Consider the following 23,908-nt stretch of genomic DNA (forward strand, 5'->3'; position numbering starts at 1 on the left):
AGGACAATACGTTGGAACATATCTCAACCACCACACTCATCGTAACGCTTATCGTGATGGTGGTGGTCTCCGCCTACTTCTCCGGCTCCGAAACCGGGATGATGACCCTCAACCGTTACCGCCTGCGTCACCTGTCGAAGCAGGGCAACCGCGCGGCAAAACGGGTAGAACGCCTGCTGCGCAAGCCCGACCGGCTGATAAGCCTGGTGTTAATCGGCAACAACCTGGTCAATATTCTCGCGTCGTCGCTTGCCACTATCGTTGGTATGCGCCTGTATGGCGACGCGGGCGTGGCGATCGCCACCGGCGTGCTGACGTTCGTGGTGCTGATTTTCGCTGAAGTTCTGCCGAAAACCGTCGCGGCGCTCTACCCGGAGAAAGTGGCCTTCCCGAGCAGTTTTTTACTCGGCCCGCTGCAAATCATCATGATGCCGCTGGTCTGGCTGCTGAATATGATCACACGCGTGCTGATGCGTATGGTCGGCATTAAAGCGGATAACGTGGTGAGCGCCGCGCTCAGCAAAGATGAGCTGCGCACCATCGTACATGAGTCGCGCTCGCAGATTTCGCGCCGCAATCAGGACATGCTGCTCTCCGTGTTGGATCTCGAAAAAGTCAGCGTCAGCGACATCATGGTGCCGCGTAACGATATCGTCGGCATTGATATTAACGACGACTGGAAATCCATCGTCCGCCAGCTGACCCACTCGCCGCACGGACGCATCGTGCTGTATCGCGAATCCCTTGACGACGCTATCGGCATGCTGCGCATCCGCGAGGCCTGGCGGCAGATGAACGAGAAAAAAGAGTTCACCAAAGAGGTGATGCTGCGCGCCGCCGATGAAATTTATTACGTGCCGGAAGGCACGCCGCTCAGCGTCCAGTTGGTGAAATTCCAGCGCAATAAAAAGAAAGTGGGCCTGGTGGTTAATGAATATGGCGATATTCAGGGGCTGGTGACGGTAGAAGATATTCTTGAAGAGATTGTGGGCGACTTCACGACGTCGATGTCGCCCACGCTTGCGGAGGAAGTCACACCGCAAAACGACGGCTCGGTCATCATCGAAGGCAGCGCCAACGTGCGTGAGCTCAACAAAGCGTTCAACTGGCGCTTACCGGAAGAAGAAGCCCGCACCGTCAACGGCATGATCCTCGAAGCGCTGGAGGAGATCCCCTCCGCCGGCATTCGCCTGCGTCTGCACCAGTACGATATCGATATTCTCGATGTGCAGGAAAATATGATTAAACAGGTACGGATTACGCCGGTAAAACCGCTGCGGGAAAGCGTGGAAGGCAACTAACCGTTACCCCATTAAAAAAGGCCAGTCGATGACTGGCCTTTTCATTACTACGTCCATTACGACGCGGCTTACGCCTTCGCTTTCGCGACGGTCACCATCGCGGCGCGAATGGTACGGCCGTTCAGGGTATAGCCTTTCTGCATCACTGCCAGCACGTGGTTCGGCGCAACGTCTTCCGATTCCACCATGGCGATAGCCTGATGCACGTTCGGATCCAGCGGCACGTTGGTGTCGGCAATCACTTCCACGCCGAACTTACGCACCACGTCCAGCATCGATTTCAGGGTCAGTTCGATCCCTTCCACCATCGCGGCCATATCCTGGTTTTCTTTGTTCGCCACTTCGAGCGCGCGATCGAGGCTGTCGATAACCGGCAGCAGCTCGTTGATGAATTTCTCCAGCGCGAATTTATGCGCCTTCTCGATATCCTGCTCGGTACGGCGACGCAGGTTTTCCATCTCCGCTTTCATGCGCAGCACTGTGTCGCGCTCGCGGTTCTGGGCCTGCGTTAACTCCGACTGCAACCGGGCAATCTCTTCATCGCGCGGATCCACCTGCTCAGCAGATTCGGCAGATTCTACAGCCTCAACCTCTTCATGCTGCTCCGTGACGATCTCTTCCGGGGCTTGCCCGTCAGGCGTTTTCTGTTCTTTACTACTCATGAAATTCTCCGCGTTTATGCATTCGTATCGCTAACCTGGATTATTATGGGGATCAGTTTGCGGGTTTCAAGGGAAGCAGACAGATTGTCCCCCTTTCCACGCCTATAAGGACGACCAGGAAAATGAATAACCATTTCAACTGCATCGGTATTGTCGGACATCCCCGCCACCCTACCGCGCTGACGACGCATGAAATGCTGTGGCGCTGGCTCTTAGATTGCGGCTACGACGTCATTATCGAGCAGCAGATAGCCGAGGAGTTAAAACTCACGGATGCCCGCACCGGGACGCTGGCGGAAATCGGCCAGCAGGCGGATCTGGCGGTCGTGGTCGGCGGGGACGGCAATATGCTCGGTGCCGCGCGCGTTCTGGCGCGTTACGATATCAGCGTCATCGGCATCAACCGCGGTAATCTCGGTTTCCTCACCGATCTCGACCCGGACAACGCCCAGCAGCAGCTGGCGGACGTGCTTGAAGGCCATTACATCCGCGAGCAGCGCTTTTTACTGGAGGCGCAGGTCTGCCAGAAAAATTGCCAGAAGCGCATCAGCACCGCCATTAATGAAGTGGTTTTACACCCCGGAAAAGTAGCGCACATGATTGAATTTGAAGTCTATATTGATGAAAAATTCGCATTTTCTCAGCGCTCTGACGGCCTGATTATCTCAACGCCCACCGGCTCCACCGCCTATTCGCTCTCGGCAGGCGGCCCGATTCTCACGCCGTCGCTCGACGCCATCACGCTGGTACCCATGTTCCCGCATACGCTCTCGGCCCGACCGCTGGTGATTAACAGTAGCAGCACCATTCGCCTGCGTTTTTCCAACATGCGCAGCGATCTTGAAATCAGCTGCGACAGCCAGATAGCGCTGCCTATCCAGGAAGGCGAAGATGTGTTTATCCGCCGCTGCGACTACCCGCTGAACCTTATTCACCCGAAGGATTACAGCTATTTCAACACGTTAAGCTCAAAACTCGGTTGGTCAAAAAAATTATTCTGAAACCAGCATCAGCCACTTTACTGTATATAAAACCAGTTTATACTGTATGCAATTACAGCTCTGTGAGTTTATACAGGAAGGCGGCTATGCTGGCACAATTAACCATCAGTAATTTCGCTATTGTTCGTGAACTGGAAATCGACTTTAACGCCGGGATGACCGCCATCACCGGCGAAACCGGCGCCGGTAAATCCATTGCGATCGATGCGCTGGGTTTGTGCCTGGGTGGCCGCGCGGAGGGCGATATGGTGCGCGCCGGTGCCAGCCGCGCGGATCTCTGCGCCCGCTTTGCACTGAAAGACACCCCCGCCGCGCTGCGCTGGCTGGAAGAAAACCAGCTTGAAGACGGCAGCGAGTGCCTGCTGCGCCGCGTTATCAGCAGCGATGGCCGCTCGCGCGGCTTTATCAACGGTACCGCCGTGCCGCTTTCGCAGTTACGTGAGCTCGGCCAGTTGCTGATTCAAATCCACGGTCAGCACGCCCACCAGCTTCTGCTTAAACCCGAGCATCAGAAACGCCTGCTGGATGGCTATGCGGGCGAAGGCGAGCTCATGGCGCAGATGGCGCAGAGCTACCGCCAGTGGCATCAAAGCTGTCGCGATCTCGCCCTGCATCAGCAGCAAAGCCAGGAGCGCGCCGCGCGTGCTGAGTTGCTGCATTACCAGTTAAAAGAGCTCAATGAATTCAACCCGCAGCCGGGTGAGTTCGAGCAAATCGATGAAGAGTACAAACGCTTAGCCAACAGCGGGCAGCTGCTTTCTACCAGCCAGCAGGCGTTAAACCTGCTGGCCGACGCGGAAGATGCCAATCTGCAAAGCCAGCTCTACAGCGCACGTAATCTCGTGACCGATCTTGTCGGCATGGATGACAAACTCTCGGGCGTGCTGAATATGCTTGAAGAGGCCGCCATCCAGCTGAGCGAAGCCAGCGACGAATTGCGTCACTACTGCGAACGCCTGGATCTCGACCCGAACCGTCTGTATGAACTGGAACAGCGCATCTCCCGTCAAATCACGCTTGCGCGCAAGCACCATATCGCCCCGGAAGAGCTGCCCGCGTTCCACCAGAAGCTGCTTGAAGAGCAACAGCTTCTGGACGACCAGGCCGATTGCCTGGAAACGTTGACCCTGGCGGTCAACAAACACCACCAGCAGGCGCTGGCGGTAGCGCACGCGCTGCATGAAAGCCGCGTGGTGTATGCGCGCGAACTGACGCAGCTCATCACCGACAGTATGCATTCGCTGTCGATGCCGCACGGCCAGTTCACTATCGACGTGCTGTTTGAAGAGCATCACCTGACGGCGGAAGGCGCGGATCGCATCGATTTCCGCGTCTCCACAAACCCAGGCCAGCCGTTGCAGCCGCTTGCGAAAGTGGCCTCCGGCGGCGAGCTTTCTCGTATCGCGCTGGCGATTCAGGTGATCACCGCCCGTAAGATGGAAACCCCGGCGCTGATTTTCGATGAAGTGGATGTAGGTATCAGCGGCCCGACCGCCGCCGTGGTGGGTAAACTGCTGCGCCAACTGGGCGAATCCACTCAGGTAATGTGCGTCACCCACCTGCCGCAGGTCGCGGGCTGCGGGCATCACCACTTCTTTGTCAGCAAAGAGACCGATGGCGCGATGACCGAAACCCATATGCAGCCGCTGGATAAAAAAGCGCGCCTGCAGGAGCTGGCCCGTCTGCTGGGTGGCAGCGAAGTGACGCGCAATACGCTGGCGAATGCTAAAGAGCTGCTGGCTGCATAATTTTCTCTCCGGCGGGGCTCTGCGCCCCGCGCTTTCGCTCAGAAAAGCAGCAACAGAAACGCATGGCGTGCTTTAATCGCTTTTTGCGCTAACTTTTTTCCTCCGCTACGGTCATAGTGAAGCGCCTTAAGGTTTTAAACTGACTGAAGGTTTATTATCATCGGCTAATTATGTATGAGCCGCGTGTTGCTCGGGCCCGAAAAGGAATCTAATCACTATGCGCTGTAAAACGCTGACTGCTGCCGCAGCGGTCCTTCTCATGTTGACCGCAGGCTGTTCTACTCTGGAGCGAGTGGTTTACCGCCCCGACATAAACCAGGGTAACTACCTGACGTCTACCGACATTGCTAAAGTCCGTATTGGCATGACGCAACAGCAGGTTGCTTACGCGCTGGGCACGCCGATGATGACGGATCCCTTCGGCAGCAATACATGGTTCTACGTTTTCCGCCAGCAGCCGGGTCACGAAGATGTCACGCAGCAGACGCTGACGCTGACCTTCAACAGCAACGGTGTGTTGACCAATATGGATAACAAGCCGAAGCTCGACGCGAAGCGTTAATCGCAGCGGATGCTGAAACGAAAAAAGGTGCCTGAGGCACCTTTTTTATTGGCCGCTTTATGGCGTGAGCCAGACGGCGACATTGAGTAATGCGTTGCGAGGCTCGCCGCTTACTTTTTCGCCGCGCGTTCGGCACGCTGGCGACGCAGCTCTTTCGGGTCGGCAATCAGTGGGCGGTAAATCTCCACGCGGTCGCCGTCATTTAACGTATCAGCAAGCTTAACCGGACGGCTGTAGATCCCGACCTTATTCTTTTTCAGATCGATATCTTTACGCAGCTCCAGCAGACCGGAGGCGATAATCGCCTCTTCCACCGACGCGCCTTCGGGCAGTTTGACCTTACGCAGGTACTGTTTTTCGGGCAGGGCATACGCCACTTCCACCTGAATCTCACCCGGCACTGTAAACCTCTTTGGCGCGCTGCGAGAACGCCTGCACCATGCTGGAGGCAAGTTCTTTAAAGACCCGGCCAAACGCGAGTTCGATGAGCTTATTGGTGAATTCGAAATCGAGATTGAATTCAATCTGGCAGGCGTCTTCGGTTAGTGGCGTAAATTTCCAGCCGCCCATCAGTTTTTTGAAGGGGCCATCGACCAGATGCATCAAAATGCTCTGATTGCTGATCAGCGTATTGCGGGTGGTGAACGTCTTGCTGATGCCAGCTTTCGATACTTCCACCGCGGCCGTCATCTGGCCCGGCGACGATTCCAGCACGCGGCTTCCCACGCAGCCTGGCAGAAACTCCGGGTAGGATTTTACATCGTTCACTAACTTATACATCTGCTCAGCGCTGTAAGGCACCAGGGCAGTACGACTAATCTGGGGCATAGTATTTCCTGTGAGTCATACGACTTAGAAATAATAACATTTATCATCCATTAAACAAAAACTCGCCGGCAGACATGCTAAGATAACCCTTTTCCACCCCGGGAAAGGGGTGCGTTTTACGACCGGATTACCTATACTGAGCGGCACTATGACCAAGAAAAAAGCACACAAACCTGGCTCAGCCACCATTGCGCTCAACAAGCGCGCCCGCCATGAGTACTTCATCGAAGAAGAGTTTGAAGCAGGCCTGGCCCTTCAGGGCTGGGAAGTTAAATCCCTGCGCGCGGGGAAAGCCAACATCGGCGACAGTTACGTTATCCTCAAAGACGGCGAGGCGTATCTGTTCGGTGCCAACTTCCAGCCGCTGAACGTGGCGTCCACACACGTGGTTTGCGACCCGACCCGCACGCGTAAGCTGCTGCTTAACCAGCGCGAGCTGGATAATCTGTATGGCCGCATTAACCGCGATGGTTATACCGTGGTGGCGCTGTCGCTGTACTGGAAGAACGCGTGGTGCAAAGTCAAAATCGGCGTGGCGAAAGGTAAGAAGCAGCATGATAAGCGCTCCGACCTGAAAGAGCGCGAATGGCAGCTTGATAAAGCACGCATTATGAAAAACGCGGGGCGTTAAGCCTGGCGACAAAAAAACCGGCGGATGCCGGTTTTTTTATGGGCGCGGTGGGTGCGCTTCGCTTACCCACCCTACAAGATGACACTATATACGCGTGTAGGGCGGGTAAGCGTAGCGCACCCGCCATCTCAATAGCGCACCCGCCGCCTCACTATCAGGCCGCCAACCTACCGCTCCCTTAACGCCTCTTTCACCTTATTAAGCGGCTTAATCAAATAATCGAGCACCGTTTTCTGCCCGGTTTTGATCTCCACATTCGCGACCATTCCCGGCAGGATCGGGAAACGCTTGCCGTTGCGATTCTTAAGCTCGGCGCTTTTGGTGCGCACATACACGCGGTAATAAAACTGATCGCGCTTTACCTCATCCTGGAGCGTGTCGGGCGAGACCATCTCCACCTCGCCTTTCAGATCGCCATAGATAGACGAATCGTATGCCGTGATCTTCACCGTCGCGGGTAATCCCGGCCGGATATAGGCGATATCGCGCGGGTTGATGCGCGTCTCGACCAGCAGTTGATCTTCCAGCGGCACAATCTCCATCAGCTTGCCGCCGGGCTGGAGCACGCCGCCCACCGTCGTCACCTGGATATCTTTCACCACCCCGCGCACCGGCGAAAACAGCGTAGCGCGATCGAGTTGATCCGCCTTGCCCGCCATCACCTGCAACTGCGCGTCGAGATCGGCATTATTCTTCACCTGCTCTTCACGCGCGCGCACCGCGAACTGGTTACGCGCGTCATCCATTTTGCCTTTAAGCTCCGCGGCCTGACGTTGCAGACGAATGACCTCCACTTCGCTGGCAGCCCCCTTCGCCACCAGCGGCTGGGTCATGCGCAGCTCCGCCATTACCAGATTGTAGGTTTTTTGCAGGTTCTCCAGCGTCTCGTTGAGATTACGACGGCGCGATTCATAAAGCTGGCGTTCGCGGGCCACCAGCGCCGGTTCGCGCATTGATTCCTCGCTAAACTGAAGCGGCTCACCGGTCAGCTCCGAGCGCAGCCGCTCGCTGGACGCGCGCAGCGCCCGCGCTCTCGCCGCCGCCTCGCCGTAGTTTGACTGAAACCGCGTCGGGTCGAGCCGCGCCAGCATCTGTCCGCGCTCCACCACGTCGCCCTCATGCACCATCAGCGCGTTAACTATGCCCCCGTCCAGGCTCTCAATCACCTGCGCGCGGCTCGACGGCGTGATTTTGCCGGTACCGACCGTCACTTCATCGAGCGTGGCAAACCACGCCCAGACGAAAAACAGCACCAGCGCCGCCAGCGTCAGCCAGATAACCGACGAATAAAACCGCCCCTGGCGCGCCAGCTCTTCCTGCATCGTTAATTGGCTCATCAATGCTCCTTACGCCACCGAGGCGACATTGCTGTTACGCTGCGCCGCCTGCAAAATCGCGTCGCGCGGGCCGTCCGCCACCACTTTGCCGTTTTCCATCACCACCACGCGGTCAACCAGCGACAGCAGCGCCGGGCGGTGCGTCACCAGCACCAGCGTGCGGCCGGTCAGCCACTGGTGAAGCTGGCGGATAACGTAGCTTTCCAGCTGTTCGTCCATCGATGCGGTCGGCTCATCGAGCAGCACAATCTGCGGATTACGCACCAGCAGACGGCTCAGCAGCACCATCTGGCGCTGCCCGCCGGAAAGCCCGCGCCCGCCTTCGTTAATCAGCCGGTCGAGGCTTGCGGCGTCATGCTGCACCATGGAGAGCGCGCCGCTGATACGCAGCGCCTGCAACAGCTCGGCATCCGTGGCGTTCGGGTGTCCCAGCATCAGGTTCTGGCGCAGCGTGCCGAAAAAGAGCCGCGACTCCTGCGACAAAAACCCCACCTGGCGGCGCACGTCCATCGGGTCGATATGCGCGAGATCGACGCCGTCGATGATCACTTTGCCTTTGCTCGCCTGCGCCTGGCCGGAGAGCAGTTTCAGCAAGGTTGATTTCCCGGCCCCCACTTTGCCGAGGATCGCCACGCGCTCGCCGGGTTTGATCTCAAGCGACGGCACCAGCAGCGCCTGATCGCCTTTTTCCTTGTCGTAACTATACTGCACATCCTGGAACTGATAGTGGCCCGCCAGCACCGGGCAGTGCGCCATCTTGCTGCCCGCTTCTTTATCGAGCGGCTTTTTCAGCAGCTCATTGAGCCCGCTCATGGCGGTTTTGGCGTGCTGCCAGCGGGAAAAGACCATTGTCAGTTGCATCAGCGGTGCCAGCGTGCGCGAGGACAGCAGGCTGCACGCCACCAGCGTCCCGGTGGTGATTTGCCCGTCGAGCACCAGATAGCTGCCGAACACCAGCATGCCCGCGTAAGTAATCTGCTGCACCGTCGAGGCCCAGCCGCTTAAGCGCGCGCCCCAGACGCGCTGCTTCATGCCGATGTTCGCGCCCACGCTGTGCGTGTGCTCCCACTGGCGCTGAAAATACGGCTCGGCCTGGAGCGCTTTGATATCTTCAACGCCCTCGATCGACTCCACCAGCACGGCGTTGCGGATAGCGCTCTCGCGCATCCCCTCTTTGGCCAGTTTCGCCATCGGCCACTGGATCAGAAGCCCCGGGATCACAATCAGCGGGATCGCGATAAGCGGGATCGCCACCAGTTGCCCACCCACCAGCGCCATGATCCCAAGAAACAGCAGCACGAACGGAATATCCATCGCCGCGCCGACGGTGGTGGAGGTCAGCAGCTCGCGCACCTGATCGATTTCACGTAGCTGCGAGATAAACGATCCGGTGGATTTCGGCCGCTCGTCGTTTTTGATCGCCATCGCGCGGGCATAAAATAGCGACGACACATTGAGATCGATATGCTTGCCCATAATGTCGGAGACATGCGTGCGGGCAAGGCGGATAAAAAATTCAAACAGCGCCGCCAGCAGCACGCCGAAAAAGAGCACCCACAGCGTCGGGAACGACTCCGCCGGGATCACGCGGTCATACACCTGCATTGAGAATAAAATGCCCGCGAGCGCCAGCACGTTGCCGAGAATCGACGCCAGCGAAATCTCCGCCAGCTTGCGTCCGGCATGGCGAAAGTGACGCCAGAACCAGTGCTGTTCGTAGGGGCGGGTGAAATCATCGATGCGCGCGTCGCGCCCGCGGGCGGCGATACCGAGCAGCGCCACCTCCGGTTTGACGCGCTTGAGCAACTCCTCCAGCGGCTCTTCGCGCACCAGGTCACCGCCTTCGCTCAGCCAGTAGGTCACCACGCCGTCGGCGTCGATGGCTTCCAGCAGCATCAGCCCGCCCTCTTCCAGTTGTACGATGACCGGCAGCGTCTGGCTGTTCCAGCGCATCGTTTTTATCGGCGTCAGGCGAACCTGTAAGCCCATCAGCCCCGCGAGGCGGTCGAGTCGCGGTGCCAGCGGTAAATTTTCAAACCAGCGCATCTGCTGGCGTACTGCCGGCGCATCGGCGGGCAGTCCGAAGCGCCCCGCCGCGCGCGTCATGGCGCGGATCCAGCTTTCGGTATCAGGGATCTGGGACATCGCTACTCCTTAAAATGCCGCGCTCAGAGCGACGGCAGGGTATCCCCGGTCATCCGGGCGCGTTCAATGCCAAGCATATCGAGCAGGTTATCCACGGCAGCGGCGTAGCGCACCGCGGCATCCCACGCGTCATAGCGGGCGGTAATGGCGAGCGTGTCGGCCTGGAAAACGTCCTGCTCGATGCTCAGAAGATCGTTCAGGCTGCGTTTGCTGAGCCGGTATTCATCGCGGTACACCTCGCGCGCGTGTCCGGCGCTGGCGATCTGCTGTTCACCCGCCTGCTGACGCTGCTGGGCACCGGTCAGATCGGCCCAGGCGGTGGCCGCTTTCTGGTTGATATCAAGCTTGCTCGCCTCGACATCGGCCCGCGCGCTGGCGCGATCGCCTTCGGCCGCCTCCACGCGGGCGCTCACCGCGCCGCCCTGATAGACGGGCGCATCGACCACCAGCTGAACCTGGTCATCCCAGTAGTTGGAATTATCGTTCTGGTAACGCGTGCGCCCGGCCTGCACCGAGACCGTCGGCCAGTGCTGGGCCTGCGCCTGGCGAATGCGCTGTTCGGCGGCGAGCTGTTTGGCCTGGGCCGCGCGCACCGCGTTGGTCTGTTCATACGGCAGCGATTTCAGCGTAATGGGCTGGCGCAACAGATCCTCCGGCAAATCCGGCAGCGTGTCGGCCACCACGCCAGTAAGCACGCTTAACGCCGCCTGCGCCGAGCGCGCCTGGGCGCGGTACTGCTCAAGGGTGGCGTTCATCCCGGCGATGCGGCTTTGCGCCTGTAACACATCGGACTGCGTACTGAGCCCGGCCTCAGAGCGTAAATCCGCCATGCTCTGTACCGAACGCAGCGACTCCAGATTGCGCTCGGCGGCCGCCGCGAGGCTCTGATAGCGGCGCACCTGTAAATACGCCTGCAGCGTCTGCATTCCGACCTGATTCAGGGTGTCGTAGAGCTGAAAGCGGTAGGCTTCGGAGAGATTTTCCTGCTCGTCAATACTGCCGCCGGTTTTGCCGAAATCGTAAATCAGCTGTTTGAGGTTCACGCCACCTGCGGCATTACTGTTGAGAGAGCCTGAAGAGTCGGTACGGTGGTTTCGCCCGACATTGCCCTGTAAGGAGATTTGCGGAAACCAGGCGCTTTGCGCCTCTTCCAGATTGGCTTTGCCGACGCGGATCTGCGCCGCGGCCTGTGCGATTTTGGGGTTACGCGCGAAGGCGCGAAGTATGGCTTCTTTTATCGTAAGCTGCGCCTGTAGCTGCTCGCTGGGAGCGGTCTGCCAGGCGAATTCCTCCTGTGAAACGGCGGGAAAACTGACAAGGGCAGCGGCCAGCAGCAATGCCAGCCGCCTGTAGCGCATTGTGTTGTTGTACATCCAGTTCCACCTTATGACGCCGTCTGCGCGGCTGGTGATATTGTTAAGATGACGCAGGCGCCTCCTCCCTGAGGCGCCGTGGCGTTAGACCATATTGACGTGCAATCCGTGCTGGATCAGGACATCGCCCAACGTGTTGGTTTGCGAGCTGTTATGCCAGACATCAAACTGCACGCCGTCCACTTCGCGCTGTCCGCTCACTTCCCAGATATCGCTGCCGCCTTTCACCAGATTGACCTGATCCCCGTTCACGCCTTTGACGATCAGATCGTCTTCCGGCTTGTCGGTGATGGTCAGCGCCTGGTGCAGATCCAGCGTCAGGCTGTTGGTGCCGGACTTACCGAGATCGAAGATCTCGATGTGCTGGACCTGTCCGCTCAACGCCGTCAGGTCGAGTTTGAGATTGACGCCATCGATGACCAGGGTGTCGGTTCCCGCGCCGCCGTCGAGCGACGCAAAGCCAAGCGAGGCGAGGTGAATCGTGTCGCTGCCGCTACTGCCCTGCACCGACTCGCCGCTCTGGCTGGTGCCATCGGCGAGATCGATGCTGACCCCGCCGATAGTATAGCCACCCGCTACGCTGCTGCTGTCGTCCGCCACGGTGGAACCGCTATCACTGTTTGTTTCTGTGATCGCGCCAACAGCGGCGATTTTCGCGGTCACCGCAGACTGCTGGCTGTCGGCTGTCGTCGCGGTCTGACTGGTCTCATCAGCCAGCGCGAACAGCGAGGCTTCATGCTCAACGCTCGCGGCCGCAAACGTGGCTGGCGGCGTGGTGGAGATAATCTGCCCGCCGAGCCCGACGTTGAGGTACCCGGTATTGCCCGCCACATCGGTGGCATAAATATTCAGCACGCTGGAGAGCGACAGCAGTTGCAGAATATTCAGCCCCAGGCCGAGGTTTGCTGACCAGTTGCCATTGCTGTCGGTAATGGCCGTGGTATTGACCGTCCCGTTCAGCAGTGACAGATGCACCACCGAGCCCGGCGCCAGGTTAGCGGAGCCGCCGCGCAGCGTCAGGCCTGTTGAGAGCAGCGCCAGCGGGTTAAGGCTGGTCAGCGGGTTGAACGTCAGCGTCGGCGTGGTGAGTTTCACCGTCACGTCGCTGCTGGTGCTGTTGACGTTGCCCACTTTATCCGTCACCGAGACACCCACTTTCAGCGCGCCGTTGGACAGCCCATCCAGAATCGAGCTGCTGACCGGCAGCGACCAGGTGCCGTCGCTCGCCACCGTCGCGTTATAGGTGTTTGTGCCAAGCGTCACTTTCACCGTCGCGCCATCCGCCGCGCCGGTGATTTTCCCGCTGATCGTCTGGCCGCTGCCCGCCTCGCTAACGTTCAGATAGCCATCGTTACCAAACAGCGAGGTCAGTGACACCGTCGGCAGCGAATGGGTAATGACATTCAGCACGCCGCTGGTGTTAGCACTGTTGCCCGCCGGGTTGGTGACGCTCGCGTTCACCGTCAGCGTGCCGTCGAGCAGCCCGCTGAGGTCGGTTTTCGGCACCGACAGCTGCCAGGTACCGTCATTACCGACGGTGGTGACGTAATTTTTACCGCCAAGCGACACCGTGACCTGCGAGCCGACAGCGTTGGTGCTGGTGCCGGAAATGGTCTGGGCGCTCAGGATATCGGTGGCGTTAAGGCCGTTATCGCCAAACAGCGAGGTAATAGCGAGCGTCGGCAGCGCGCCGATATTCACCGTCAGCCCGTTACTACCGCTGGCGGTATTACCTGCCGCGTCGCGCGCCGTCACGGTGACGTTAAGCGGGCCGTCGGTCAGCCCCTGCAGAGAGGTGGTTGGCACCGACACCTGCCAGGTGCCGTCGGCGCGCACCGTGGTGTTAAACGTCAGCGCGCCCAGTTTGACCGTCAGTGCGCTACCCGCCGCCAGGTTAGTGGCGGTGCCGCTGATAAGCTGCGGGCTTAACAGATCGCTGAGGCTCAGGATGCCATCCCCAAAGATGGGGTTGACCGCCACCTGCGGCAGCGCCTGAACAATCGCATTCACTATCTGCGAGCCGGTCGCCACGTTGCCGACCGGGTCAGTAACGCTGGCGCTGACCGTCAGCGTGCCGTCCTGGAGGCCTTTCAGCGTTGCCGCCGGTACATTCACCGACCAGGCACCGTTACTAATCGCCGCCGTGAAGGTGCTGCCCCCCACATTAAGCGTGACCGTACCGCTCGCGAGGTTGCTGGTGCCGCTGATAACCTGCCCGGCGTTCGCCTCTGCCGCGTTCAGCCAGCCGTCACCGCCAAACAGCGTATTGATGGCGACCGTCGGCAGCGTGGTGATGCCCACGACCACCGGCGTTCCGTTGATCGTCGTGGTATTGCCGTCCGGCGTGGTGATGGTGACGCGCGGCGTCAGCGAGCCCTCCGCCAGCGAGGCGAGATCGGTCGGGTTAAGCTGGATAGTAAAGCGCCCGCCTGTGCCCACCGTGCCGGTAAAGGTGCGCGCGCCCAGCGCTACGGAGACGCTGGAGCCTGCCGTCGCGTTGGTGACGACGCCTGAAATGGTCTGGCTGACCAGCGCGTCGGCGGCATTCAGCAGCCCGTCGCCAAAGACCGAGAGCGACGAGAGCGCCGGTGCCAGCAGATCCAGCGTCAGCGAGCCCGTCGCCGAGGCCGAGTTGCCGTTAACGTCAGAGGCGGTCACGGTTACCGTCTGGTTTCCGGTCGCTATTCCTGTTAACGCGCTCTGCACGGCCTCCGGCAGGTTGACGCTCCAGACGCCGTTCGGGCCGACCGTCGCCGTAAAGGCTGGCGTACTGCCAATCTGAATGGTCAGCGTCTGCCCGGCGAGGCCGGTGGTGGTGCCGCTCAGCGTGCCCTGCAACAGCTCAGGAATACTCAGCGTACCGTCGCCGAACAGCGAGCCGATATTAATCGTCGGCAGGTTATTAATGGCGACGTTAAAGGTCGCGCCGGTGGTGTTGACGTTACCCGCGTTATCGGTGACCACCACCTGCAACGCGGCCTGGCCATCCGGCAGCGCGCCGAGCAGTGTTGAGGGCAGCGTCGCTGTCCAGCGTCCGGTGTCATCCACTACCGCCGTCAGGCGCTGGCCTGCGAAGTTAACGATAATCGACGAGACATTTTCCGCGTTGCTGACGACGCCGCTGATGGTCTGGTTAACCGTACTTTCAGCAAAGTTAATCAGGTTATCGGTGCCCACCAGCACCTGGCTTACCACCGGTACGTCGGTCAGCGCCAGGTTGATATCGATAATCTTATTCGTGACGTTGCCGAAGGCGTCGGTGACGTTGAGCTGCACCTGCAGCGTGTTATCGACAATGCCCTGCCAGAGGCTTGGCGGGAAGTCGACCGAAATGCGCCCGTCGCCGCCCACCAGCGCGTTTAGCGGAATGTTGACATCGGTGCCGACCAGCGTCGCCGTCACCGTCGCGCCGCGATAGTCACCGCTTAGTTGCCCCGTCAGCGTCTGGGTGACCAGCGATTCCGCCACGTTCAGGATGCCGTCGCCGCCGAACAGATCGTCCACCAGCACGCCAAACCCTTTATTCAACGCCACGTTCAGCGCCACGTTATTGGTGGACGTGTTGCCCTGCGCGTCGGTGGAGGAGATGTTGATCACTTGCGCACCGTCGGTGAGCGTAGTGAGATCGAGCTGCGGGAAGGTGTATTTCCAGTTGCCGTTCTGATCCACGGTGGCGGTTTCGGTCAACGGCCCGAGACGGAGCGTCACCGTCTGGCCCGGCTCGCCGGTGCCCTGCAAAAGCAGCCCGCCCGCCGCGTTCACGGTGTTGAGCACCGCAGGCACGCCCGCGGCGTCCACCGTCAGCAGCGGCCCGGTGGTATCCAGCGTAATGTTGCGGGTGTCGGTATCCACGTTGCCCGCGGCGTCGGTAAGCGTCGCCGTCACCGGGTAAGTGCCATCGGAAAGCCCGTTAAGCGCGCTTTGCGGTACGGTGACGCTCCATGCGCCATCCGCGCCAACCACGGCATAGTAGGTTTCGCCGTTAAAGGTGACCGTGACCTGCCGGCCCGCCTCGGAGGTGCTGGCGGTGCCATTGAGCACCAGCGGCTGGCTGGCTTCGGAGGCGTCAATCACGTTATCACCCGCAATAGTACCCACGGTCACCACCGGCGGTACGGTATCGAGCGTGACGGTAACGTTGGTCGTGGCAGGCGTGCCGCCATCGGTCGTCGCAACGATGGTGTAATTGCCCTGGTTCGGGAACTGTGTGGCGGGCACATCCAGCGACCAGCTGCCATCCGGCTGAACGGTCGCCGTGCCGACGGCGGTGCCGTTGATCTGCACGGTCACCTGCGAGACGCCGCCCAGCGTGGTGCCGGAAATTGTCACCGCATCGCCCAGCTCGCCCGCGTTGATGATGTTATCGCCCGCCACCGGATTAATGGCGACGGCCACCGCAGGCGGCGTGGTGTCGATATCCACGTTTACCGCAGGAGCGCTCGCCACGTTGCCCGCTTTATCGGTGACGGTGGCGGTGATCTGCTCGGGGCCGTTAGCCAGCGTCGCCAGCTGTGCTGGTGAGAGCTGAAGCGACCAGGTATTGCCGTTCTGCACGGTAGTGGTGAAAGTTTTTCCACCCAGGGTAACGGTAATGGTCTGCCCCGGTTCAACATTCGTGACCGTACCGGTGATGGTCTGCGTCTGCTGGCTCTCCGCCCCGCTCAGGCCGTCGCCGCCAAACGGCGCGTCGATGGTGAGCGTCGGCGCAGCAAGCGATACATAGAGCGGCGCGGTGGTGGTCGCGGTATTGCCCGCGCCGTCCGTCAGGCTCACGCTCACCGATTGCAGGCCGTTTGGCACGCTTGCCCAGTCGGCGGCTGTCAGGCTCAGCGTCCAGGTGTTGCCGGTGACGGCGACGCGGTCAGGCCCGAACGTCTGATTGCCGATGGTCACGGAGATCTGGCTGCCCGCCGGGAGATCGCTTGTCAGCGTGCCGCTAATGGTACTGGCAGCGCCCGCCTCGGCGATATTCACATAACCATCACCGAACAGCGGCTGGGTCAGCGCCACCTGCGGCGGGGTCAGCGCGGCCTGGAACGGCACCTCGATCTCCTGGCTGTTGCCGAAGTTATCCTGCGCCACGATGGTCAGCGTATGCTGGCCCGGCGTCAGCCCGGAGAGCGCACCCGCCGGCAGCGGCAACGACCAGTTGCCTGCGCTGTCCACATTCGCCACGTAGGTAGTGCCGTTAACGTCGATAGTGACCGTCACATACTGGTTATCGCCCGTAACGCCGGTGGTGCCGGTAAGCGTCAGCGGCCCGTTGGCCTCGCTGATATTCAGAATGGCGTTATCGCCAAACAGCGTGGTCGCGGCAGGCGTCGGCAGCTGGGTCTCGACCTGGAACGAACCGGGCGCGCTGTCGGTATTGCCGTAAGCGTCGCTCACGTTAACCTGGAAGTTTTGCGTGCTGCCAGGGGTAAGGCCGGTAAACGCGGAAGGCGGCAGCGGGACCGACCAGTCGCCATTTTCAAGCACCGTCCCGGTGTAGGTGGTGCCGTTCAGTACAATCTCTACCGTCTGGCCAGCGCCGCTGACGCCGGTGCTACCGGTGATCGTCTGGGCAGCGCCTGCCTCGGCGTTATTGAGCGCGCCGTCGATAAACGGTGTGTTGAGGGTGGCGTCCGGCACCGCGTTAATGCGCGCGTCAAAACTGGTGGTGCCGGTATTGGTATTGCCTGCCGTATCGGTGACGATCACGGTAATCGGGATGGTGCCGTCCGGCAGTACCTGGAGTTGTGCAGGCGTCAGCGGCAGCGACCAGTTACCGTCAGCATCGACGGTGGCCTGCACCATCGCGCCGTTATTGAGGCTCACCATCACGGTGCCAATACGATCGGCCGGCAGGCCGGTCGTTCCGTTGAGCGTAGCGCCAGCCGCCGCTTCACTAGCATTAAGAATGCCATCGGTAAACGGCTCCGTGACCAACGGCGTCGGGAGCGGATCGGCGTAGACGGTAAAGGTGGCTTCCGGGCTGGTGGCGGTGTTGCCCGCACGGTCAGACACCGTGACAGAAATCGTGTGACTGCCATCCGCCAGCGCGCTTAACTGCGCAGGCGTCAGCGACACCGTCCAGTTACCGTTGTTATCGACAGTGCCGGTAATCGGCTGGCCGCCGTCAATGCTTATCTGCACCGTCTGGCCTGCGCCCGTCAGTCCGGTATTACCGGTCAGCTGCTGCCCGAGCGCCGCTTCACTCTGGTTGACTGTTCCGTCGCCAAAAAGCAGATCCGGCACGGCCGCGGTCGGCGGCGTGCGCAACACATCCACCGCCACGCCTGCCGTCGCCGGGTTGCCGTATTGATCCTGCGCGGTAACGGTCAACGTATACTGGCCGTTTTGCAGCGCGTCCAGCTCGTCGGCGTCCGCGGTAATCTGCCATGCGCCGCCTGCGCCAATGGTGCCGTCCAGCCTGACATCGCCAAGGGTGACCACAATCGGCGTGCCTTCCGCAAGCCCGGTCGAGGTGCCGCTGATGACGCCGCCGTTCTGGATTTCGCTCAGGTTAATCAGGCCGTCGGTGAACACGGTGCCGATCGCGAGCGTTGGTACGGTATCGTTGCCGACCGTGACCGGCAGCGGCACCGTGCTGGTGTTGCCGGTCGGCGTGGTGACGGTCAGCGTCAGATCCTGTGGGCCGTTATCCAGCGCCTGTAACTGCGCCGCCGGAATGGTGATGCTCCAGGTGCCGTCAGTGCCCGCTACGGTGGTCAGGGTCTGGGTGCCGACCACCAGTTGAACGGTGGCTCCCGCCGTCGTGGTGCCGCCGAGCGTCTGATCGGTGAGCGATTCACTGACGTTCAGAATGGCGTCGTCCAGGAAGCTGCCCCCGTTGATATCCGTCGCAGGCGCGGTGGTATCAACCGTGACGGAACTGCTGTCGGTCGCCGTGTTCTGCGCCGCGTCGCGCGCGGTTGCCGTCACGGTGTAATCGCCATTCTGGAGGCCTGCCAGCGCCGACGCGGGCACCGTCACGCTCCACTGGCCGTTGGCACCGGTGGTGCCGGTATAAGTCACATTGTTAAACACGACGCTGACGATGGTGCCCGGCGCAAGGTTGGTAGAGGTACCGGTAATATCGAGCGGCTGCCCGCTCTCCTGGCTGTTGATGATGTCATCGCCTGCGATGGCGTTCAGCGTCACTTGCGGCTGCGAGCCCGGCTGGGCTGCGAAGGTCACCGGGTACTGAACAAACGCCTGGTTGCCCGAGGCGTCGGTGACCGTCACACCGATGGTCTGCTGTCCGTCAGCCACTTGCGCCAGCGCCGTGGCGGGCACGGTCACGCTCCAGGTGCCGTTCGGCTGCACCTCGCCCGTGTAGGTCTGCCCGTTGAGGGTAACGGTCACCGTCTGGCCCGGCTCCACGCGCGTCGTGGTGCCGGTAATTTGCAGCGGCGACTGCGCCTCCGTGGCGTTGATAAAGTTATCGGCCGCGACGGTATTCACCGCCACCAGCGGCGCGTTGGCCTGCGACGCATCCAGCGTCAGCGAGACTTTTTCGCTTGAGGTATTGCCCGCCGCATCGCTGACCGTCGCCGTCACGCTGACCGGGCCATCCGGCAGCGTGGTGAGCGCGCCCGCAGGCAGCGTCACGCTCCAGGTGCCATCGCTCTGTACCAGCGCGCTGTAGCTCTGGCCGCCGATCTGTACCACGACCGTTTGCGGATTTTGCGGATCGTATGGCGTTGCGCTGCCGCTGATGGTGAGCGGCTGCGCCGCCTCAGTGGCGTTAACGATGTTATCGGCCGTGATGTCGTTCACGGTCAGCACTGGTGCGGTGAGATCGACAGTCACCGTGCTTTGCGAGGTATTCTGGTTGCCCACCGCGTCGGTCGCGGTCACGACCAGCGGTGTGGTGCCTTCCGTAAGACCCTGCAGGGCAGACGGCGGCAGCGTGACCGACCAGTTGCCGCTGCTGTCCACCACGGCGTTATAGATGTTACCGCCAAGCTGTACCGTAACGCTCTGCCCCGCGCCCGTCACGCCAGTGGTGCCGCTGAGCGCGCCGCCCGCGCTGACTTCAGCCGCGCTGATAATGCCGTCGGTAAACGGCGTGTTCAGCGTGACTTCCGGCAGGTCGGTGGTGATTATCGTAAAGCTCTGGCTACCGGAGATGACGGCACCGTTTTCATCTGTACCGGAGACGGTCAGCGTCGCTTTACCGTCGCTGATATCCAGCGCGTCGGCGCGCGGTACGGTAACGCTCCAGCTGCCGTCAGCGCCCGTGGTGGCCGTGTATTGCTTGCCGTTAAGCGTAATAGTGAGCGTCGTTTGCGGCGCGAAGTTCACGCTGCTGCCGCTCAGCACCAGCCCGCCTGCGATATCATCAAGCGAGACGCGGTTATCGCCGGTCACTGGCGACACCGTCAGCGCGCTGATATCGGTGTTGACGCTAAAGCCGCGATCGAGGCTTGCGCTGTTGCCTGCAGCGTCGCTCACGACTGCTGTTACGGTGTAAGCGCCGTTGGCAAGGCCTGCCAGGGCGTCAGCGGGCAGGTTAACTTCCCAGCGCCCGGCGGAATCCACCACGCCGGTGAAAGTGTCATTGCCGAGCGTGATGGTGACGGTCTGCCCCGCGGTGACGTTAGTGGCGGTGCCGCTCAGCGTCACGCCGCTTGCGCGTTCGCCAGCGTCAATCACGCCGTCACCGCCCACCGGATCGATGGTCAGCAGCGGCGCGCGCGCCGGATCCACCGCGACGGTAATCGGCTTCGTGGCGGTTGAAGTGTTGCCTGCGGCATCGGTCACCGTGACGCTAAACTGCGCCTGGCCGTTCGGCAGCGCCTGCAGATCCGCCGCCGGAATATTCACCGACCATTCGCCGTTCGCGCCGGTCACCGTGGTGTTGTACGTTTTGCCGTTCAGCGTGACGACGATAGCATCGCCCTGCGCTGCGCCCGTGGCGACGCCGGAGAACGCCTGCGCCTGGCCCGCTTCGCTGATATTCAGCGCGTCATCCTGCGCGAATGGGTTGATCGTTAGCGTCGGCGCATCAACGTCGACGATAAAATCGGTCGTCGTGGTCTGGCTGTTGCCAGCGGCGTCGCGAACAACGATTTGCAGCGGTACCGGCGAATCATTACCGGTAAGGGAATCCAGCGCGCCGGACGGCAGCGTGACCGACCAGTTACCGTTAGCATCCACCGTCCCCTGATACGCCTGACCGTTAAGCGTGACCGTCACCGACTGGCCCGCGCCCGCAACGCCGGTAGAGCCGGTCAGTACCTGATCCACGCCCGCTTCGGCCTGGCTTAAGGTGCCATCGGTAAACAGCGGATCGATCGTGGTATCCGGCAGGTTGTTGATAATCACCGTCAGCGTATGGCTGTCGCTGACGCCGCCCTGCTGCGCGGTGGCGGTCACTTCATAAGTGCCGTCTGCCAGCCCCTGCAAATCGGCCGCCGGTACGGTGGTCTGCCAGTTGCCGTTAGCGTCGACCGTCGCGGTGTAGGTGATACCGTTGAGCGTGACGGTGATTTCGGTATTGGCAGGAAGCCCGGCGCTGGTGCCGCGAATCGTCAGCGGTGAATCCGCTTCTGTGCGGTTAATAAAATCGTCATCGGCGATGATGCTGATAGCGACGCCGGACGCTGCGGTATCGACCGTGATCGGTGCTTGTATCGTCGTCGTCTGATTCCAGGTATCGGTGACGCTCACCTGAATGTTGTTATCGCCATTCGCCAGCCCTTGCAGCACGACAGCCGGCACATCCACGCGCCAGTTGCCCGCCGCGTCTACCGTCGCCGTGGTGTTCCATGCGCCAATCGCAACGGTAACCACGCTGCCCGGCTCGGCGTTGGTGACGCTGCCCTGTAACGGTTGCGCGGTTTTGATCTCCGCCGCATCCAGCGCGTTATCGCCGGTAAATGGCGTGACGGTAACGGAGGGCAGCGCGGTTTTCACGTTCAGCGAATCGGTAATCTGGGCGGTGTTGCCCGCCGCGTCGGTGGTCGTGACCACAATCGGGTTAGCGCCAGGCGAAAGATTACCGAGATCGGCGGCAGGCAGCGTTACCTGCCAGTTGCCGTCGCTGCCGGTGGTGGTGGTGTACGTTTTGCCATTGAGCGTGACGGTAACCGTCTGCCCCGCTTCCGAGCTGTTGCCGGAAAGCACCTGACTGGTCGTCAGTTCCTGCGCGTTCAGCTTGCCGTCATCGGTCACCGCATAGAGCGAGAGCGCCGGCGGCGTGGTGTCGATGTTCACACTTGATGTGGCGCTGGCGCTGTTGCCCGCGCCGTCCGTTGCGGTCACCACGATAGGCGTCTGTCCCGGCGGCAGCGCCTGAAGCTGTGAGGCCGGGATAGTCACGCTCCAGCCGCCGTCGGTGCCTGCGGTGGTGGTGTAGGTCTGGTTGCCAATCTGAACGGTGACCGTCTGGCCGCTGCCGCTCACGCCCGTATTGCCGCTGAGCGTCTGGTTCTGCTGCAAATCCGCCGCGCTCAGCGCGCCATCACCAAACGGCGTGACGATAGTGGGCGCGGGCAGATCGTTGATTTCAACGTTGATGACACGGTCTGTTGTGGCGGTAGTACTCCCGGAGGTGACTGTCGCCGTCACGGTACGCGGACCATCCGGCAGCGTGGCCAGATCGGCTGGCGGGATCAGCACGCTCCAGTTACCGGCGCTGTCCAGCACGGCGGTGTAGGTTTTATCGTTAAACGTGACGGTCACCTGCGCACCAGGGCCGGTCACAGTTGTAAAACCGCGGATTTCCAGCGGCTGGGTAGCCTCCGCCGCGTTGAGATAGTCATCGGTCGAGAGAATGGCGATAGAGACGGACGGAACGGTGCGATCCACCGTCAGCGTGTCGGTAACGGTGAGCGGCGCGCCGGTGCCGTTGGGCACGCTAACAGTGAGCGTCGCGCTGCCGTTGGCCAGCGCCTGGAGATCGCCGCTCGGGATAGTCACCTGCCAGGAGCCATCGCCGCCGACAGTCGCGTAATAGTTCTGGCCATTCAGCGTCACCGTCACCACAGTGCCCGCCGCGATGTTTTGCGTGGTGCCGCTGAGGATTTGATCGGTGGCAAGCTCTGCCCCGTTTAGCACGTTATCGCCCGTAAAATCATCCACCGCCAGTACAGGCCGGTCAAAGTTGACGGTAAAGCGCGTTTCGTTGGTGGTGGTGTTGCCCGCCAGATCGGTGATGCTCACACTGAGCACATACTGCTGCCCGTTCTGCAACGCCAGGAGATCCGCAGACGGAATGGCGGCCTGCCAGCTGCCGTCTGCGCCAACCGTGGCGGTGTACGTTTTGCCGTTCAGCGTGATGGTGACCGTCTGCCCCTCTTCCGCGACGCCAGTCGAGCCGCGCAGGATCTGGGTGGTCGCGGCCTGTTCACCGCCGAGCACGCCGTCGGTAAACGGGGTGAGTTGAAGGGTGGGCGCGACAGTATCGACGTTGATATCAGCCGTCTGGGTTACCGTGTTGCCGTTGACGTCAACGAGCGTCACGGTGATGGTGTTGAGCCCCTGCGGCAACGCCTGCAGCGCGCTGGCGGGCAGCGTCACGCTCCAGCTGCCATCCGCCCCGACAACGCCGGTGTAAGTGTTACCGTTAAGCGTGACGGTAATCGTGCGGCCCGCGTTAGCGGCATCTACCGTGCCGCTAATCACCTGATTTTGCAGAACTTCGCTGCCGTTTAAGATGTTGTCATCGGTAAGCGGATCGAGCGCGATTTCTGCCGGGTCCGGGGTTTCTCCGCCGCCGTTGTCACCGCCGCCGTTATCACCGCCACCATTGTCGCCACCGCCGTTATCGCCGCCGCCGTTGTTGTTATCATCGTTGCCGCCGCCGCCACCGCCGCTGTTGCTGGCGGCGATCGCCACACCGGCGATACCGCCAATCGCCGCAATGCCGCCCAGCGCCTGCAGCGTGGTCAGCCCCTCAGCGCCGGTGAGCGCGCCAAGCGTCGTATCAGCCATTGTGGGTGTAATCGCTTCTGCAACCGCCGGACCCGCTTCAGAGGCGAACGGGAACAACGCGTGGTGTACGCCTTTGTCATCCTCAAAAATCAGTTCGCTGTGCTGACCTTCCGCGTCGAGATGGAAAAAGTTCTGGTAGCGTACCGTTGTCCCGTCTTTCATATGGACAATCAGGTCATTTCCTTGCCGCTCATAAAAATTAACCGTTTCAGGAGAGGCATTTATTCGCACAATGCTGGTCTGGGATAAATTGACCACCCGATCTGCGTTCTCTGAATAATGGGTTATCACTTTTCCCGTATCCTGATTAAGTATATCTACGGTAGGCGAAAGACTATTTTGAACGGCCATTCTTCATTTCCTCTGACTGGGGAAGCACACAGCCCTGCACAAGTGTT

12 protein-coding genes are annotated in these 23,908 nt (G+C 60.8%); 5 read left to right on the forward strand and 7 right to left on the reverse strand.

Annotation, left to right across the window (positions count from 1 at the left end):
* The first annotated feature begins 11 nt into the window (after positions 1-11).
* On the forward strand, positions 12-1,301 hold the full coding sequence (locus ACUW6V_RS07990) for an HlyC/CorC family transporter (RefSeq protein ID WP_038878300.1): 1,290 nt from the start codon (positions 12-14) through the stop codon (positions 1,299-1,301).
* Positions 1,302-1,369: 68 nt separating this feature from the next.
* Here the strand turns inward: ACUW6V_RS07990 and grpE are convergent, their stop codons facing one another.
* Complete coding sequence (gene grpE / locus ACUW6V_RS07995; RefSeq protein WP_004387959.1) at positions 1,370-1,963, reverse strand: nucleotide exchange factor GrpE; 594 nt, start codon at positions 1,961-1,963, stop codon at positions 1,370-1,372.
* 122 nt (positions 1,964-2,085) lie between these two features.
* On the opposite strand from grpE, the gene nadK reads away from it, so the two are divergent.
* The 3 genes from nadK (at position 2,086) to bamE (ending at position 5,274) form a co-directional block, all read left to right on the forward strand.
* Positions 2,086-2,964, forward strand: a complete 879-nt coding sequence (gene nadK / locus ACUW6V_RS08000; protein WP_004387957.1) for an NAD(+) kinase — start codon at positions 2,086-2,088, stop codon at positions 2,962-2,964.
* Positions 2,965-3,050: 86 nt separating this feature from the next.
* Positions 3,051-4,712, forward strand: coding sequence for a DNA repair protein RecN (recN, locus tag ACUW6V_RS08005; RefSeq protein ID WP_007896285.1), 1,662 nt, complete (start codon positions 3,051-3,053; stop codon positions 4,710-4,712).
* Positions 4,713-4,929: 217 nt separating this feature from the next.
* Entirely contained in the window at positions 4,930-5,274 is a 345-nt protein-coding gene (gene bamE, locus ACUW6V_RS08010) for an outer membrane protein assembly factor BamE (protein WP_004387956.1), read from the forward strand.
* Between the two features lie 110 nt (positions 5,275-5,384).
* On the opposite strand, the gene ACUW6V_RS08015 is transcribed toward bamE, so the two are convergent.
* Both ACUW6V_RS08015 and ACUW6V_RS08020 read right to left on the reverse strand, forming a co-directional pair.
* Positions 5,385-5,675, reverse strand: coding sequence for an RnfH family protein (locus ACUW6V_RS08015; RefSeq protein ID WP_004387955.1), 291 nt, complete (start codon positions 5,673-5,675; stop codon positions 5,385-5,387).
* The gene (locus ACUW6V_RS08020) at positions 5,665-6,102 is read right to left on the reverse strand and encodes a type II toxin-antitoxin system RatA family toxin (protein ID WP_007763442.1); all 438 of its coding nucleotides are present in this window, start codon (positions 6,100-6,102) and stop codon (positions 5,665-5,667) included. Before ACUW6V_RS08020 ends, ACUW6V_RS08015 begins: the two co-directional genes overlap by 11 nt.
* Before the next feature lie 148 nt (positions 6,103-6,250).
* On the opposite strand from ACUW6V_RS08020, the gene smpB reads away from it, so the two are divergent.
* Positions 6,251-6,733, forward strand: a complete 483-nt coding sequence (gene smpB, locus ACUW6V_RS08025) for an SsrA-binding protein SmpB (RefSeq protein ID WP_004387953.1) — start codon at positions 6,251-6,253, stop codon at positions 6,731-6,733.
* A gap of 167 nt (positions 6,734-6,900) precedes the next feature.
* On the opposite strand, the gene ACUW6V_RS08030 is transcribed toward smpB, so the two are convergent.
* The 4 genes from ACUW6V_RS08030 to ACUW6V_RS08045 form a co-directional block, all read right to left on the reverse strand.
* On the reverse strand, positions 6,901-8,070 hold the full coding sequence (locus ACUW6V_RS08030) for an HlyD family efflux transporter periplasmic adaptor subunit (RefSeq protein ID WP_007870219.1): 1,170 nt from the start codon (positions 8,068-8,070) through the stop codon (positions 6,901-6,903).
* Positions 8,071-8,079: 9 nt separating this feature from the next.
* Positions 8,080-10,215 carry a type I secretion system permease/ATPase gene (locus ACUW6V_RS08035; RefSeq protein ID WP_015386433.1) on the reverse strand — a complete coding sequence of 712 codons (2,136 nt, stop codon included), beginning with the start codon at positions 10,213-10,215 and terminating at the stop codon, positions 8,080-8,082.
* Positions 10,216-10,238: 23 nt separating this feature from the next.
* Positions 10,239-11,588 (reverse strand): TolC family outer membrane protein, encoded by a 1,350-nt coding sequence (locus ACUW6V_RS08040; RefSeq protein ID WP_050488315.1) that lies wholly within the window; start codon positions 11,586-11,588, stop codon positions 10,239-10,241.
* Between the two features lie 84 nt (positions 11,589-11,672).
* Positions 11,673-23,861, reverse strand: coding sequence for an Ig-like domain-containing protein (locus ACUW6V_RS08045; RefSeq protein ID WP_454038224.1), 12,189 nt, complete (start codon positions 23,859-23,861; stop codon positions 11,673-11,675).
* Positions 23,862-23,908 lie beyond the last annotated feature (47 nt).

The sequence above is a fragment of the Cronobacter sp. 153480017-3 genome (assembly GCF_053627815.1).

Bases quoted from the DNA above. Each gene is read 5' to 3' on its own strand.
- recN (WP_007896285.1), top strand. From the start codon at position 3,051: ATGCTGGCACAATTAACCATCAGTAATTTCGCTATTGTTCGTGAACTG.
- ACUW6V_RS08035 (WP_015386433.1), bottom strand. From the start codon at position 10,215: ATGTCCCAGATCCCTGATACCGAAAGCTGGATCCGCGCCATGACGCGC.
- nadK (WP_004387957.1), top strand. From the start codon at position 2,086: ATGAATAACCATTTCAACTGCATCGGTATTGTCGGACATCCCCGCCAC.
- grpE (WP_004387959.1), bottom strand. From the start codon at position 1,963: ATGAGTAGTAAAGAACAGAAAACGCCTGACGGGCAAGCCCCGGAAGAG.
- ACUW6V_RS08045 (WP_454038224.1), bottom strand. From the start codon at position 23,861: ATGGCCGTTCAAAATAGTCTTTCGCCTACCGTAGATATACTTAATCAG.
- ACUW6V_RS08030 (WP_007870219.1), bottom strand. From the start codon at position 8,070: ATGAGCCAATTAACGATGCAGGAAGAGCTGGCGCGCCAGGGGCGGTTT.
- smpB (WP_004387953.1), top strand. From the start codon at position 6,251: ATGACCAAGAAAAAAGCACACAAACCTGGCTCAGCCACCATTGCGCTC.
- bamE (WP_004387956.1), top strand. From the start codon at position 4,930: ATGCGCTGTAAAACGCTGACTGCTGCCGCAGCGGTCCTTCTCATGTTG.
- ACUW6V_RS08020 (WP_007763442.1), bottom strand. From the start codon at position 6,102: ATGCCCCAGATTAGTCGTACTGCCCTGGTGCCTTACAGCGCTGAGCAG.
- ACUW6V_RS08040 (WP_050488315.1), bottom strand. From the start codon at position 11,588: ATGTACAACAACACAATGCGCTACAGGCGGCTGGCATTGCTGCTGGCC.